Here is a 13478-nt window from a genome sequence, read left to right as displayed (position 1 = left end):
CCTTAGGGTGATGGGCTTCGCCCCTCAGGAATGCAGGCCCATGCTCCGTCTCAGCGCGTTGTACCGTTACCCCTTGAAATCCGGCAAGGCCGAATCGTTGCAACACAGCGGCCTGGATAAGCTCGGGTTGGACGGGGATCGACGCTGGATGCTGGTGGACGAGGCCAGTGGCCGCTTCCTGACGCAACGCGCCGTCACCAAGATGAGCCAGCTGTCGGCCTTGTGGAACAGCGCCGGCGGCCTGACCCTGAGTTCGCCTGGCTATACCTCCCTTGACGTCGCATTGCCCGATGAAGACGCTGCGTTGCGCGGCGTGACCATCTGGCGCGACACCCCGCGCCTGCCGGATGCCGGCGACGCAGCCGCCGCGTGGGTCAGCGAGTTTGTCGGCGCGCCGACCCGGTTGGTGCACATGCCGCTCAAGCGGGCGCGCACCACTCAGTCCGGTTATGGCCGCGACGATGACCAGGTGGCGCTGGCCGACGGTTATCCCTTGCTGCTGATCGGCCAGGCCTCCCTGGAAGACCTGTCCGAGAAGGTCGGCCGCCCCATGGAGATGCTGCGCTTTCGCCCCAACCTGGTGATCGAAGGTGCCGACGCGTTTGCCGAAGATGGCTGGAAGCGCCTGCGCATCGGCGACGTGGAGTTCCGGGTGGTCAAGCCGTGCGCACGCTGCATCCTCACCACCATCGACCCGCGCACCGGCGAGCGCAGCGCCGACCGTGAACCCTTCGCCACTTTGAATGGCTACCGCAAGACCGAGGATGGCGCGATGTTCGGCCAGAACCTGGTCAACGATGGCGTGGGTCATCTGGAAGTCGGCATGCCGGTGACGATCCTCGAATAATCCATCGCCCATAAAAAATGCCCGTCTCCTTCTAGTAGGAAACGGGCATTTTTTTGCCTGGCTGAAACCTTAGCCGCGGTATTCGCACAGGTAAGCGGTGTCGACCTCGACCTTCAGCTGGAATTTGCTGTTGGCCGGTACGTTGAACTGGCTGCCGGCGGAGAAGGTCTGCCACTCGCTGGCATCCGGCAGTTTCACGGTCAGCGCGCCGGAGACGACGTGCATGATTTCACGCTGGGCAGTGCCGAACTCATATTCACCCGGGGCCATCACACCGATGGTCGCCGGACCTTCAGCGGTGCCGAACGCGATCGACTTGACGGTGCCGTCGAAGTACTCGTTGACTTTGAACATGGGCGAATCCTCGGAAAAAGTTGCCTTCCCTGTCGAAGCGAGGGCAGCGTTATGGAAAAGGTTGGCCAGTATGCCCAAGCCTTGCGAGGCTGCCTAGACCGGCAAAATCAGCGGCAATAGGCGGGCGGTGTTGCGCGCGTCTTCCAGTGCCCGGTGCTGCTGGCCATGGAACTGCATCCCCGCCAGTTGCAGCGCGCCGTTGAGCCCCAGCGGCTTGTCCAGGCGTCGGGCCTTGGCGAAGCGCTGCTTGAGGTTGATATGGGGCGTGTGGGCCAGGGCGCTGTCCAGGCCATGGCGCTGCCACTCCAGTTCCAGTTGCTGGCGGTCGTAGTCGCCCCAACTGGCCCAGCCTTCCAGGCGCGTACGATGCTGGCCCAGCCAGCGTTCGAACAGCGGCCACACCTCGTTCAACGGGGTTGCCGCGTCGATATTGGCCTGGGTGATATGGGTAAGCTGGCGGCAGAACGGCGTCAGCAACGGGCGGCGCTGCGGGCGCACAAAGCGCTGGAAATGATCCACTTCGCGGCCCTGGCGGTTGACCAGGCTCGCGCCGATCTCGATGACTTCCATTTCCGTCACGGGCCAGCCGCCTTCATCCGTCGTGGCTTCAAGGTCAATAATCAGCCAATGAGGCATGGTGCAGGTTCCCGTACTCTTCCCGTCCTGGGGGATAGAGCGTAGACGGCCCCTGTAGTTCCGCGCTGTTTTTTCCAGGAGAGCCAGGGTTTATTCGATCTCCAGCAGAATCTGGCGATTGCGAACCTGATCGCCCGTCATCACCTGTATGCCCTTGACCACGCCCTCAACCCCGGCCTTGAGCGGATGCTCCATCTTCATGGCCTCCAGCACCAGCAGCAGTTGGCCTTTGCGCACACGGTCACCGACGCCCACACACACGTCGACGATTGCCCCATCCATCGGCGCCTTGAGCGTACCGCTGCCGGCGTCGTCCTGGCGCTGGGCAACCTGCTGGGTCACGTCGACCACCGTCAGCCCCGGCAGCCACAACCGGCTGCCATCGAGGTGATAGGCGAGGCGGTGACGAATGCCATCGATGACCAGGGTGAAGTGGCGGTCGTCGAGCCCGAGCGGCCGGATATCGATGCCGTTGATGCAAAGGGCGTTATCGGCCGACACGCTGACGCTGATCCCGTGCACCCTGTCGTTGACCAGCAAGCGATAAGCTCTGGGCGTCGTGGCGTTGTTGCACCAGCCCGACAGACCGGAGCCATGCCGCGTGGCACTGTGCTGGTAGAACAATGCTGCGGCGACGGCTAATTGTTCGTCAGTGGCCGGGTAGGGGGCGATCGCATTGAAATAACGAGGGATAAACCCAGTGCTGAAGTCCCCGCGTACAAAGTCCGGATGTTCAAGCACATCGGCCAGCAGCCGTTGATTGCTGGTCACCCCCAGCAGCAGCGTGTCTTGCACCGCGCGCAGCAGTTTGCGCCGTGCTTCTTCGCGGGTGGCGCCGTGGGCGATGATCTTGCCCAGCATCGCGTCATAGAACGGGCTGATGCGCTGGCCTTCCAGCACGCCGTGGTCAACTCGTACAGCGGCGGCCGGTTGCCAGCGCAGCACGTCGCCGGTCTGCGGCAGGAAGCCCTGGGCCGGGTCTTCGGCGTACAAGCGTACTTCCATGGCATGCCCGGTCAGGGTCACGTCGGCCTGGCTCAGGGGCAGTGGCTGGTCAGCGGCGACCTGCAGTTGCCAGGCCACCAGGTCGAGCCCGGTGATCAGTTCGGTGACCGGGTGCTCCACTTGTAGGCGGGTGTTCATTTCCAGGAAGTAAAAGCGCCCGTCGCGGTCGAGCAGAAACTCCACGGTGCCGGCGCCCACGTAGTTCACTGCGCGCCCAGCCTTGAGCGCGGCCTCGCCCATGGCCTGGCGCAGGTCGGGCGTCATCACTGGGCAGGGCGCTTCTTCGATGATTTTCTGATGGCGGCGTTGCACCGAGCAATCGCGCTCGCCCAGGTATATCAGCTGGCCGTGACGGTCGCCGAACACTTGGATTTCGACGTGACGCGGCTCGATCAGCGCCTGTTCCAGAATCAGCTCGGCGCTGCCGAAGGCGTTGAGCGCTTCGGAGCGTGCCGTACGCAATTGCGCCAGCAATTGATCCTGTTGATGGACCAGGCGCATGCCACGCCCACCGCCGCCGGCGCTGGCCTTGATCATCAACGGGTAGCCGATGCGTTCGGCGTGGCGTTGCAGGGTGGCGTCATCCTGATCGGCGCCCTGGTAGCCCGCAATGCACGGCACGCCGGCCTCCAGCATGGCCAGCTTGGACAGGCGTTTGCTGCCCATCAGCTCGATCGCTTCGGCGCTGGGGCCGATAAAGGTAAGCCCGGCGTGTTGGCAGGCGCGGGCGAAGTCGGGGTTTTCCGAGAGAAAGCCGTAGCCGGGGTGCACCGCGTCAGCGCCGGTTTTATGCGCGGCATCGAGGATCGCCGGGATATTGAGGTAGGACAGCTGCACCGCAGCGGGGCCGATGTGCACGGCTTCGTCGGCCATCTGCACATGCAGGGCGTCGGCGTCGGCGTCGCTGTACACCGCCACGGTGCGATAGCCCAGGGCCTGGGCCGTGCGCTGGATGCGACAGGCGATCTCGCCGCGATTGGCGATCAAGATTTTGCTGAATGTGGGCATTGGAAGGTCCCTTGGTTATGCGCTGTTTGTTCTGGCCTTATCGGGGACGAGCCCCCCTCCCGCATTTGGAACCAGTCCCCGGGGCTGGCGTCATTTGCACCACCCAGGCTTGCGCTTGTGTACAAAAGCCTGTGTCCCCTCAATGCCTTCTGCACTGGCCACCGCCTCGGCAAACCACTGCGCCGCTTGATCCAACAACGGCTCCAATGGCTGCTCGACGCTGGCCAGCAACAAGGCTTTGGTTCTTGCATTGGCCTCCGGCGCGCATTGCAAGACCTGGCCCAGCACCTCATCCACACGCTCGGCCAGGGCCTGGGGGTCGCGCTCGACAAAATGCACCAGGCCCAAGCGTTGCGCTTCCACGCCATCGAAGCGTGCGGCGGTCAGCGCCAGCCGCCGCGCCTGGGTCAGGCCGATGCGCTTGACCACAAACGGTGCGATCTGTGCCGGCAGTACCCCCAGGCTGGTCTCCGGCAAACCGAACTGTGCCTGGTGATCGGCAATCGCAATGTCGCTTACGCAGGCCAGGCCGAACCCGCCGCCCAGCACGGCGCCTTGCAGCACCACGATCACCACGCGTGGTGTGGCTTGCACCTCTTGCAGCAAGGTGCCGAATGCGCGGTTCAGCGCCTGCAATTGATCGCCCGCACTGACCAGATCCTTCACGTCGGCCCCTGCGCAAAAGTGCCCGCCCGCGCCGCTGATCACCACGGCACGCACCTGGCTGTCGAGCTGCGCCAGCACCGTGCGCAGTTCGTTGACCATCTGCAGGCTCATGGCGTTGCGGCTCTGTGGGCGGTTGAGGGTGATGTGCAGCACACCGTTGTGGGCTTCCAGCAACAGGGTGTTCATGGCTTTTTCCCCGGCAGGGTGCCCATCAGTTTGCAGATGATGCCCAGCATGATTTCGTCGGCGCCGCCGCCAATCGACACCAGGCGCACATCGCGATACGCCCGCGCCACCGGGTTGTCCCACATAAAGCCCATGCCCCCCCAGTATTGCAGGCAACTGTCGCTGACCTCGCGGCCCAGGCGCCCGGCCTTGAGCTTGGCCATGGAGGCCAGCCGCGTCACGTCCTGGCCTTTGATGTACTGCTCGGTGGCCTGGTACACCAGTGCGCGCAGGCATTCGATTTCGGTGGCCAGTTCCGCCAGGCGAAAGTGGATCACCTGGTTGTCGATCAGTGCTTTGCCGAAGGTCTGGCGTTCCTTGCAATAGGCGATGGTGCTATCGATGCAGTACTCCAGGCCCTTGATCATATTGGCCGCGCCAAACAAGCGTTCTTCCTGGAATTGCAGCATTTGCATCATGAAGCCCGCGCCCTCCTGACCAATGCGGTTGCGTTGCGGCACGCGCACGTTGTCGAAGAACACTTGGGCCGTCTCGGAGCTGTGCATGCCGAGTTTTTCCAGGGGCGGGCTGAGGCTCACGCCGGGGGTGTTCATCGGCACCATGATCAGCGACTTGTTGATGTGCGGTTTGTCGTCGGAGGTGTTGGCCAGCAGGCAGATAAAATCGGCGCTGGGGGAGTTGGTGATCCACATTTTGCTGCCGTTGATCACGTAATCGCCGCCATCCTTGCGCGCGTGGGTCTTGAGCCCGGCCACGTCGGAACCGGCGCCGGTTTCCGAGACGCCGATGCAGCCGACCTGTTCGCCGCTGATGGCCGGGCGCAGGAATTCGTCGCGCAGCTCGTCGGAACCGAAGCGGGCGAGGGCGGGGGTGCACATATCGGTCTGCACGCCGATGGCCATGGGGATGCCGCCGCAAAGGATGGTGCCGAACTCTTCGGCGGCCACAATCGAGTAGCTGTAGTCCAGGCCCATGCCGCCGAAGCGTTCCGGTTTGGAAATGCCCAGCAGGCCGAGGTCGCCGGCCTTGCGGAAAACCTCGTGGATGGGAAAACGCCCGGCTTTCTCCCATTCGTCCACATGGGGGTTGATCTCGCGGTCGACGAAGGCGCGCACGGTGCGGCGCAGTTCCTGATGTTCCTGGGTGAAGATCATTTTTATTGTTCTCCTGTTAGAAACGCGCCACACCGAAGCTGTTCGGCTGTAGCTGTCGAGCCTCGGCCTCATGGCAGATATCCAGCACAAACCCCAGCACGGTGCGGGTATCCCGTGGATCGATCAGCCCGTCATCCCACACATTGGCGCTGCCGTAGAGCGCGGTGGATTGGCTGTCGAGTTTCTGTGCGGTGACCTGCTCCAGCATGTCCAGCACCTTTGGGTCGGGCACCAGGCCGTCCTTCAACTGCTTGGCCTCGGTGACGATACGCAGCACCTTGCCCGCCTGCGCACCACCCATCACAGCTGTGCGGCTGTTTGGCCAGGCGAAGATAAAGCGCGGGTCCAAGCCGCGACCGCACATTGCATAGTTGCCGGCGCCATAGGAACCGCCGACCACCACCGTGAGTTTAGGCACCCGTGCGTTGGCCACCGCCTGGATCATCTTCGCACCGTGCTTGATCACCCCTTGCTGCTCCGACTCGGTGCCGACCATAAACCCGGTGGTGTTGTGCAGAAACAGCAGCGCCGTGCGGCTCTGGTCGCACAGTTGGATAAACTGCGCGGCCTTGCTCGCGCCCTTGGACGTAATCGGGCCGTTATTGCCGATCACTCCCACCGCGTGGCCGTGAATATGCAGGTGGCCGCACACCGTGTGCGGGTCGAACTCGCTTTTGAATTCGAGGAACTGCGAGCCGTCGGCCAGGCGCGCGAGGATTTCGCGCACGTCGTAGGGTTTTTTGGCGTCAGCGGGGATCAGTCCGAGCAACTCGTCGATGGGGTACAGCGGCTCGGCGAAGGCACGCGACGGCGTCGGCGGCAGGTGCGCGTTCCACGGCAGCAGGCTGACGATCTCACGCACGATGCGCAGGCCGTCGGCATCGTTTTCTGCCAGGTATTCGGCGGTGCCGGCTACGTGCGCGTGCATCTGGGCACCGCCTAATTCCTCGTCCGTGGCCACTTCACCGGTGGCGGCCTTGAGCAGCGGCGGCCCGGCGAGAAACAGTTTGGCCTTGCCGCGCACCACCACCACGTAATCTGACAACCCAGGCTGGTAGGCGCCGCCGGCCGTGGCCGAGCCATGCACCACGGTGATCTGCGGCAAGCCCATGGCCGACATGCGCGCCTGGTTGGCAAAGCTGCGTGCGCCTTCAACGAAAATCTCGGCGGCGTAGTTGAGGTTGGCGCCGCCGCTCTCGGCCAGGGTCACCACCGGCAGTTTGTTCTCCATGGCGATCTGTTGCAGGCGCAGGGATTTCTTCAAGCCCGAAGGGGAAATGGTGCCGCCCTTGATCGCACTGTTATTGGCCACCACCAGCACCCGCACGCCGCTGACGTAACCGATGCCGGCGATCAAGCCACCGCCGGCGGCGCTACCGTCCTTGTCATCGTGCAGCTTGTAGCCGGCCAGGCTGGCCAGTTCCAGGAACGGCGCGCCTGGGTCCAGCAACGCACTGAGGCGCTCGCGCGGCAGCAACTGGCCACGCTGCTCGAACTTGGCCTTGGCTGCCTGAGCCTTGTCGAGCAGGGCATTTTCCAGCTGGCGCAGGTGCTCGATGCTGGCGAGCAGCGCCGCGCGGTTCTGGGCGAACGCCGGGCTGTGCGGGTCGATCTGGCTGATTATTGTCGGCATGGCGTCAGTCCTGCGCCTTGAGTACATCGGGCAGATACGCGCGGTGAAAGCCATTGAACGGCGCGCTCGGCATGGCCGCTTTATGCAGCGGCCAGGCCCGGTTGCCAAGGCTGGCGGCGCCATCGATGCGCAGGGTGCTGCCGCTGACGAAGGCGGCGGCGGGGCTGAGCAGGAACACGATCGCCGCGCTGACTTCCGACTCGGTGCCGATGCGCTTGAGCGGTACATGTTCACGCAAGGTGGGGATCACGGCCTTGAACGCGCCTTCGTAGGTGTCCATGCCGCTGGAGGCGATCCAACCCGGCGCCACGGCGTTAACCCGGACCCCGGCGTAACCCCACTCGAACGCGGCAGTCTTGGTGAAATTATCCATACCGGCGCGCGCCGCCCCTGAGTGGCCCATGCCGGGCATGCCGCCCCACATGTCGGCAAGCATGTTGACGATGGCGCCGCCGTGGGTGCTCATGCACTGGTTGAACACCTCCCGCGCCATCAAAAAACCGCCGACCAGGTTGGTTCGCAGCACGGTTTCGAAGCCTTTCTGATTGATCGACGCCAAGGGCGAGGGGTACTGGCCGCCGGCGTTGTTGACCAAGCCGTGGATTGCGCCGTGTTCTGCAATGATTTGGCCGACCAGCGCCTTCACCGCCACTTCATCGCGAATATCGCAGGCGTAGCCATGGGCGCTGCCGCCGTCTTCGGCAATTTGCGCCGCGACCGCGTGGAGTTTTTCCGGCTTGCGCCCCACCAGGATCACGCGGGCACCGAGGGCCGCCAGTTCATGGGCGGTGCAACGGCCGATGCCGCTGCCGCCACCGGTGACCACCACGGTGTGCCCCTGGAACAGCTCGGCTTTGAAGATCGAGTCGAAGGCCACGGCCAGGCTCCTGTCAGTTGAGTTGATCGGCGATGTGCTGCGGCACGGCGATGGGGATTTCCAGCAGTTGCTGGGCGAAAGCCTTGCCCTGGGGGTCGATGCGCAGGCTGGCGATGCCACCACCGCCCAAGGCGTTTTCCAGCAGGAAATTCAGGCTGTGACTGCCGGGCAAGTACCACCGCTCGACGCGACCATGCACGGGGTCGAGCACATGGCGCATCCAGTCGACGACCACTTCTGGGGTCAGCGTTTCGGCGATCCAGGGCAGGTACTCGGGCGCGCGGGCGATCACACCGATATTGCTGTGATTGCCCTTGTCGCCGGCGCGCGCTACCGCCAGTTTCACCAGGGGGACGCTGGCGTCGGCGCGGCCTGTGGTTTTGGGCGGGTCGATCGGTGCCGCCGGTGTCACCAGTGCCTGGGCGGCGGGGAGGGCACAGGTATGCCGTTCGCCCTGCCAGTGGATACTCAGGTCGCAGGCCGATTTGTCGATCAGAAACGAAAACAGGCGGATCAGCGGGTATACCGTCGGCCGCCCGCCGACGATGCCGGTCAGCCCCGGCGCCATGCCGGTCGCCGCTTGGGCGATCTCGCGGGCAAACAGCACCAGCGCCTGTTTGCTTGGGTGGCGCACCGCCAGTTTGACCACCACTTCGCGGGTGTCATGGCGCTGCCCGTGGGCGCCGTAGGTCGCTTCGCTGCCCAGCAGTTCGATGTTCACGTCGGTGAAGGGCGCCCAGCCGCGCTGGCTGAACAACTCGGCGGTCTTGCCGATGATCGCCTGGCTGACCCGCTCGGCTTTGGCCACCGCGTCGATCCCGGCGATCAGGCAACTGGCGGTGCAGCGAAAACCATCCGGGTAGGTGGCGCTGACCTTGTAGCGGTCGGTCGGGGGCAAGCCTTTGGCGCCGTGCAGGCGCACCTGGTGCTTGCCTTGTTGCTGCAATTTGACCTGGCTGAAATCGCAGATCACATCCGGCAGCACATATGCGCGCGGGTCGCCGATTTCATACAGCAGTTGTTCGGCCACACTCAGTTCGCTGATCAAGCCACCGCTGCCGTCGACTTTGTTTACGGTGAACTGGCCGTCGGCGCTGACCTCAACGATGGGGAAACCGATGTGTTCGTAATCGGGCACGTCGCGCCAGTCGGTGAAGTTGCCGCCGGTACACTGCGCGCCGCATTCGATGATGTGCCCGGCCAGGGCAGCCTGGGCGAGGCGGTCGTAATCGTGCCAGGACCAGCCGAATTCATGCACCAGCGCCGCGCTGACCACGGCGCTGTCGACCACCCGACCGGTGATGACGATATCCGCTCCGAGGGCGAGGGCTTGGGCGATGCCCGGCGCGCCGAGGTAGGCGTTGGCCGATACGCATACCGGCGGCAGTGGCGTGCCGTCGAACATATCGGTGATGCCGTGCAGATTTTTCAGTTGGGGTTGCAGGTCATCGCCCAGCAGCACGGCGATTTTCAAGGGCACCTGGGCATGGTCGCAAGCCGCTTGCAGGGCGTCGGCGCAGGCCTGGGGGTGGATGCCGCCGGCGTTGCTGATCACCCGGATGCCCTGGCGCTGGATATCGGCCAGCAACGGCGTAAGCACCTCAACGAAATCCGTGGCGTAACCGGCCTGGGGATCTTTCATGCGCGCGCCGGCGAGGATCGACATCGTGACCTCCGCCAGGTAGTCGAACACCAGGTAGTCCAGGGCACCGCCGTGCACCAACTGCGCGGCGGCGGTGCAGGTGTCGCCCCAAAAGGCGCTGGCGCAGCCGATACGAACGGTCTTGCTCATGAGAAATCCTTCCTCGAATGGCTGTGGCCGAGACTACCAAGCAAGCGCTTGGTTTGTAAACGCCGCTGACAAGTTTTACCCAAGCGCTTGCTTGGGTGGCTGGCACGGCCTAAATTGCCGGCCAACACGTTCTGGCAGTAGAGGAGAGAAGCATGGATGAGCAAAAAGCCTTGCAGGTGATGCGCACCATGGTCGACGGCGGCCAACTGACCGACCCCGACAGCGCCCGGGGCAAGTTGCTGCAGACGGCGGCTCACCTGTTCCGCAACAAAGGTTTCGAGCGCACCACCGTGCGCGATCTGGCCGGCGCCGTGGGCATCCAGTCCGGCAGCATCTTTCATCACTTCAAGAGCAAGGACGAGATCCTGCGGGCCGTGATGGAAGAAACCATCCACTACAACACCGCGCTGATGCGTGCTTCGCTGCAAGCGGCGAGCAGCGTGCGCGAGCGCGTGCTGGCGCTGATCCGCTGCGAATTGCAGTCGATCATGGGCGGCAGCGGCGAAGCCATGGCGGTGCTGGTGTACGAATGGCGCTCGCTGTCAGCCGAAGGGCAGGCCCAGGTGCTGGCGTTACGTGATGTGTATGAGCAGATTTGGTTGCAGGTGTTGAATGAAGCCAAAGCGGCGGGCTACATCCGCGGCGATGTATTTATCACCCGGCGCTTCCTGACCGGTGCGCTGTCCTGGACGACCACCTGGTTCCGTGCCGAGGGCGGCAGCCTGACCCTCGAACAACTGGCGGAAGAAGCATTGTTAATGGTTCTGAAAGAGGACTGAGGCGCAAGCTATTAATTTGCCGGTAGAAAGTTGTCTCCCCAGGCAAAAACGCCTAGCTTATTGCCATCAGAGTGATGAACGGTGTGTGCCTTGATGTTATCGCCATGGCGGTTGGCTGCAGGACTTACTTTATCGGCACTGGGCACCGTAGCGTGGCTGCCTGTTTCAGCCGCGCAATTGGTGCGCATCGGCGCGGCGCATTTCCCGCCGTACACCGTGCGACCCGAGCAGGGGGCCGACACTGGGTTGCTGCCGCAGTTGGTGGAGGCGTTGAACGCCGAGCAGACCGAGTACCAGTTCGTGCTGGTGCCCACTTCGATTCCCCGGCGTTTCCGCGATTTCGACCAGGGCCGGGTCGACATGGCGATCTTCGAAAACCCCGATTGGGGCTGGCAGAAAATTCCCCATACCAGCGTCGATATGGGCTTGGAAGACGCGGAAATCTTCGTCGCTCAAAGTGCGCCCGGACGCGACCAAAGCTATTTCGCTGACCTGGTCGGCAAGCGTCTGGCGGTGTTCAGCGGTTATCACTACGCCTTCGCCAACTTCAACCCAGATCCCAAGCTCATGGCCGAACGCTTCAACGCGACCTTGACCTATTCCCACGACAGCAACCTGCTGATGGTCGCCCGCGGGCGCGCCGATATTGCGCTGGTGACCCGCTCTTACCTCAGCGATTTCATGGTACGCAATGCCGACACCGCCACGCAGTTCCTGGTCTCGGAGCGTATCGACCAGATCTACCACCACTACGCACTGCTGCGTCCCAAAGCGCCGATCACAGGCCCAGCGTTTGCCGCGCTGCTCAAACGCCTGCGCGACAACGGCGAAATGCTGAAGATTTTCGAGCCTTACCGCATCGATGTGATGTCGGTGCCTTGATCGAGCGTTTCAAACCCGCCGCGCAAACGTATCGCTGTGGCTGCCCGACACCTTGCGGCAGTGCACCAGCGCGTCGCGAATCATAAAGTTCACCAGGGTCGGCGAGACGCCCAGTTCCTTGGCGATGTCCTTTTGTGGCACGCCGTGCAAGCGATACATCTCGAATGCATAGCGGGTGCGCTGCGGCAGTTGGGTCAGGGCGTCGGCGATGGTTTCCAGGGTATTGAAATTGATGTGGGAGGTTTCCGGTGAAGCACCGTGAATCACCACATTCAAGCCTTCCTCTTCCGTGCCGGAGTATTTCAGTTCAAGGGCCTGCTTGCGGTAGTGATCGATCGCCAGGTTGCGCACGATCTGGAACAGGTAACTGAGCTGGGCTTTGAACGATGAAGTAATGGTTGGCGCCGACTGCAGGCGAAAGAACGCATCTTGCACGACGTCTTCGGCCCGCGAGCGGCAGCCGGTAATGCGTGCCGCAATCTTCACCAGAATCGTTCGATTGTCGACGAACGCCTGAAGAAGAGGTGAATCGCACCTGCCTGTGGTTACTGGTTCCGTCATGGAAATCACCTTGTCGCAAAAGAGGTTAGGGGAGGGCTTCCTTGCTAAGGCCTCCTACACATCGGGCAACAAATTAGGATGAATGATAATGATTGTCAAATGAGAAGACGAACTAATCTTATGCTCTTCGCTTTGATGTGAAGTGCCTCACGCGCTGCCCCGGCGACTAATTATTTGCCGGGGCCGTCCGTTCTCATGGGTGACAGGTCCGTTCCCGCAGCGGCCAAGGATCAGCACCCGCAGGAGGACGAGATGGGTTTTTATCGTGCACACAGCGTGTCTCACATCGGAGCACTCCAGGGATGAGTGCAGCGACCCGATTGCGCCTGTATTGCCTGCCCTATTCCGGCGCCAGCGCCATGGTCTATGTGCGCTGGCGCCGTGCGTTGCCGGACTGGCTACAGGTCTGCCCACTGGAATTGCCCGGTCGCGGCATGCGCATGGACGAGCCCTTGCAGCGCGACATCAAGGCCCTGGCGGCGCAGCTCGCGCAGGAAATCAGCCGCGATCCGCACACCCCCTACGCCTTGTTCGGCCACAGCCTGGGTGGCCTGCTGGCGTTTGAACTGGCCCACGCGCTGAACGCCCGCAATCTGCCGGCGCCGCTGGCGCTGTTCGTATCCGGGACTGCCGGGCCGGCCCGTCGGGACGTCAGTGAATACGCGGTTGAAAAGACTGATGAACAGCTGATCGCCCGTCTGCGCGAACTGCAGGGCACCGCCGAGGAGGCCCTGGCCAACCCCGAATTGATGCAGTTGATGCTGCCGATCCTGCGCGCCGATTTTCTGCTGTGCGGCAGTTTCAGCTATGGCGAGCGCCAGCCCCTGGGCATGCCGATCCATGTGTTCGGCGGCAAGCAGGACAGCGTGCGCGCCGACCAATTGCTCGACTGGCAATTGGAGGCCGCCAGCGGCTTTTCCCTAGACCTGTTCGACGGTCACCACTTCTTCATCGTGCAGCACGAAAGCGCGGTGCTGCGCTGTTTGCGGCGTTATGCCGAGGAACACCTGACGCGCTGGCGCAATGGCGCGACGCGGCAACTGGCCGCCGGCTGAGCGCAGCCCATTTTTCCGATTTCCCCGTAAGCCGATTTCAGGC

The 13478-nt window shown here is 63.2% G+C and carries 13 protein-coding genes; 4 read left to right on the top strand and 9 right to left on the bottom strand.

Annotated features, from left to right (window positions below; translation table 11 throughout):
- The first annotated feature begins 40 nt into the window (after positions 1-40).
- On the top strand, positions 41-847 hold the full coding sequence (locus YA0848_RS15435) for an MOSC domain-containing protein (RefSeq protein ID WP_034114714.1): 807 nt from the start codon (positions 41-43) through the stop codon (positions 845-847).
- Positions 848-916: 69 nt separating this feature from the next.
- Here YA0848_RS15435 and ppnP read toward each other — a convergent pair whose 3' ends face one another.
- From ppnP to YA0848_RS15395, 8 genes are all read right to left on the bottom strand, one after another.
- On the bottom strand, positions 917-1201 hold the full coding sequence (ppnP, locus tag YA0848_RS15430) for a pyrimidine/purine nucleoside phosphorylase (protein WP_034099437.1): 285 nt from the start codon (positions 1199-1201) through the stop codon (positions 917-919).
- Positions 1202-1294: 93 nt separating this feature from the next.
- Positions 1295-1837 (bottom strand): exonuclease domain-containing protein, encoded by a 543-nt coding sequence (locus YA0848_RS15425; protein WP_034099435.1) that lies wholly within the window; start codon positions 1835-1837, stop codon positions 1295-1297.
- 90 nt (positions 1838-1927) lie between these two features.
- Entirely contained in the window at positions 1928-3850 is a 1923-nt protein-coding gene (locus YA0848_RS15420) for an acetyl/propionyl/methylcrotonyl-CoA carboxylase subunit alpha (RefSeq protein ID WP_169902450.1), read from the bottom strand.
- 90 nt (positions 3851-3940) lie between these two features.
- Positions 3941-4702 (bottom strand): enoyl-CoA hydratase/isomerase family protein, encoded by a 762-nt coding sequence (locus YA0848_RS15415; protein WP_034099432.1) that lies wholly within the window; start codon positions 4700-4702, stop codon positions 3941-3943.
- Positions 4699-5856, bottom strand: a complete 1158-nt coding sequence (atuD, locus tag YA0848_RS15410; RefSeq protein ID WP_169902449.1) for a citronellyl-CoA dehydrogenase — start codon at positions 5854-5856, stop codon at positions 4699-4701. The genes YA0848_RS15415 and atuD overlap by 4 nt, the downstream gene beginning before the upstream one ends.
- 16 nt (positions 5857-5872) lie before the next feature.
- Positions 5873-7489, bottom strand: coding sequence for an acyl-CoA carboxylase subunit beta (locus YA0848_RS15405; protein WP_169902448.1), 1617 nt, complete (start codon positions 7487-7489; stop codon positions 5873-5875).
- Between the two features lie 4 nt (positions 7490-7493).
- The gene (locus YA0848_RS15400) at positions 7494-8366 is read right to left on the bottom strand and encodes an SDR family oxidoreductase (RefSeq protein ID WP_169902447.1); all 873 of its coding nucleotides are present in this window, start codon (positions 8364-8366) and stop codon (positions 7494-7496) included.
- Positions 8367-8379: 13 nt separating this feature from the next.
- Positions 8380-10158 (bottom strand): acyclic terpene utilization AtuA family protein, encoded by a 1779-nt coding sequence (locus YA0848_RS15395; protein ID WP_169902446.1) that lies wholly within the window; start codon positions 10156-10158, stop codon positions 8380-8382.
- 152 nt (positions 10159-10310) lie between these two features.
- Here YA0848_RS15395 and YA0848_RS15390 point away from each other — a divergent pair, with 152 nt between their 5' ends.
- Positions 10311-10937: a TetR/AcrR family transcriptional regulator gene (locus YA0848_RS15390; protein ID WP_034099426.1), complete on the top strand. Its 627-nt coding sequence runs from the start codon at positions 10311-10313 to the stop codon at positions 10935-10937.
- A gap of 93 nt (positions 10938-11030) precedes the next feature.
- A complete protein-coding gene (locus YA0848_RS15385) occupies positions 11031-11819 on the top strand; it encodes a substrate-binding periplasmic protein (protein WP_047881329.1) in 789 nt (262 codons plus the stop codon).
- Positions 11820-11828: 9 nt separating this feature from the next.
- Here the strand turns inward: YA0848_RS15385 and YA0848_RS15380 are convergent, their stop codons facing one another.
- Positions 11829-12380 (bottom strand): RNA polymerase factor sigma-70, encoded by a 552-nt coding sequence (locus YA0848_RS15380; protein ID WP_034099424.1) that lies wholly within the window; start codon positions 12378-12380, stop codon positions 11829-11831.
- Between the two features lie 302 nt (positions 12381-12682).
- On the opposite strand from YA0848_RS15380, the gene YA0848_RS15375 reads away from it, so the two are divergent.
- Positions 12683-13435: a thioesterase II family protein gene (locus tag YA0848_RS15375; protein ID WP_169902445.1), complete on the top strand. Its 753-nt coding sequence runs from the start codon at positions 12683-12685 to the stop codon at positions 13433-13435.
- The last annotated feature ends 43 nt before the right edge of the window (positions 13436-13478 follow it).

The sequence above is a fragment of the Pseudomonas sp. S4_EA_1b genome, from assembly GCF_016307435.1.
GTDB lineage: Bacteria > Pseudomonadota > Gammaproteobacteria > Pseudomonadales > Pseudomonadaceae > Aquipseudomonas > Aquipseudomonas rhodesiae.
Note: the sequence above shows the minus strand (reverse complement) of the source record. Positions and strands in the feature narration are given on the sequence as shown.

What these genes read in the sequence shown, in the direction of transcription:
- YA0848_RS15435 (WP_034114714.1), top strand. Translation starts at nt 41, where the DNA reads ATGCTCCGTCTCAGCGCGTTGTACCGTTACCCCTTGAAATCCGGCAAG.
- ppnP (WP_034099437.1), bottom strand. Translation starts at nt 1,201, where the DNA reads ATGTTCAAAGTCAACGAGTACTTCGACGGCACCGTCAAGTCGATCGCG.
- YA0848_RS15425 (WP_034099435.1), bottom strand. Translation starts at nt 1,837, where the DNA reads ATGCCTCATTGGCTGATTATTGACCTTGAAGCCACGACGGATGAAGGC.
- YA0848_RS15420 (WP_169902450.1), bottom strand. Translation starts at nt 3,850, where the DNA reads ATGCCCACATTCAGCAAAATCTTGATCGCCAATCGCGGCGAGATCGCC.
- YA0848_RS15415 (WP_034099432.1), bottom strand. Translation starts at nt 4,702, where the DNA reads ATGAACACCCTGTTGCTGGAAGCCCACAACGGTGTGCTGCACATCACC.
- atuD (WP_169902449.1), bottom strand. Translation starts at nt 5,856, where the DNA reads ATGATCTTCACCCAGGAACATCAGGAACTGCGCCGCACCGTGCGCGCC.
- YA0848_RS15405 (WP_169902448.1), bottom strand. Translation starts at nt 7,489, where the DNA reads ATGCCGACAATAATCAGCCAGATCGACCCGCACAGCCCGGCGTTCGCC.
- YA0848_RS15395 (WP_169902446.1), bottom strand. Translation starts at nt 10,158, where the DNA reads ATGAGCAAGACCGTTCGTATCGGCTGCGCCAGCGCCTTTTGGGGCGAC.
- YA0848_RS15390 (WP_034099426.1), top strand. Translation starts at nt 10,311, where the DNA reads ATGGATGAGCAAAAAGCCTTGCAGGTGATGCGCACCATGGTCGACGGC.
- YA0848_RS15385 (WP_047881329.1), top strand. Translation starts at nt 11,031, where the DNA reads ATGTTATCGCCATGGCGGTTGGCTGCAGGACTTACTTTATCGGCACTG.
- YA0848_RS15380 (WP_034099424.1), bottom strand. Translation starts at nt 12,380, where the DNA reads ATGACGGAACCAGTAACCACAGGCAGGTGCGATTCACCTCTTCTTCAG.
- YA0848_RS15375 (WP_169902445.1), top strand. Translation starts at nt 12,683, where the DNA reads ATGAGTGCAGCGACCCGATTGCGCCTGTATTGCCTGCCCTATTCCGGC.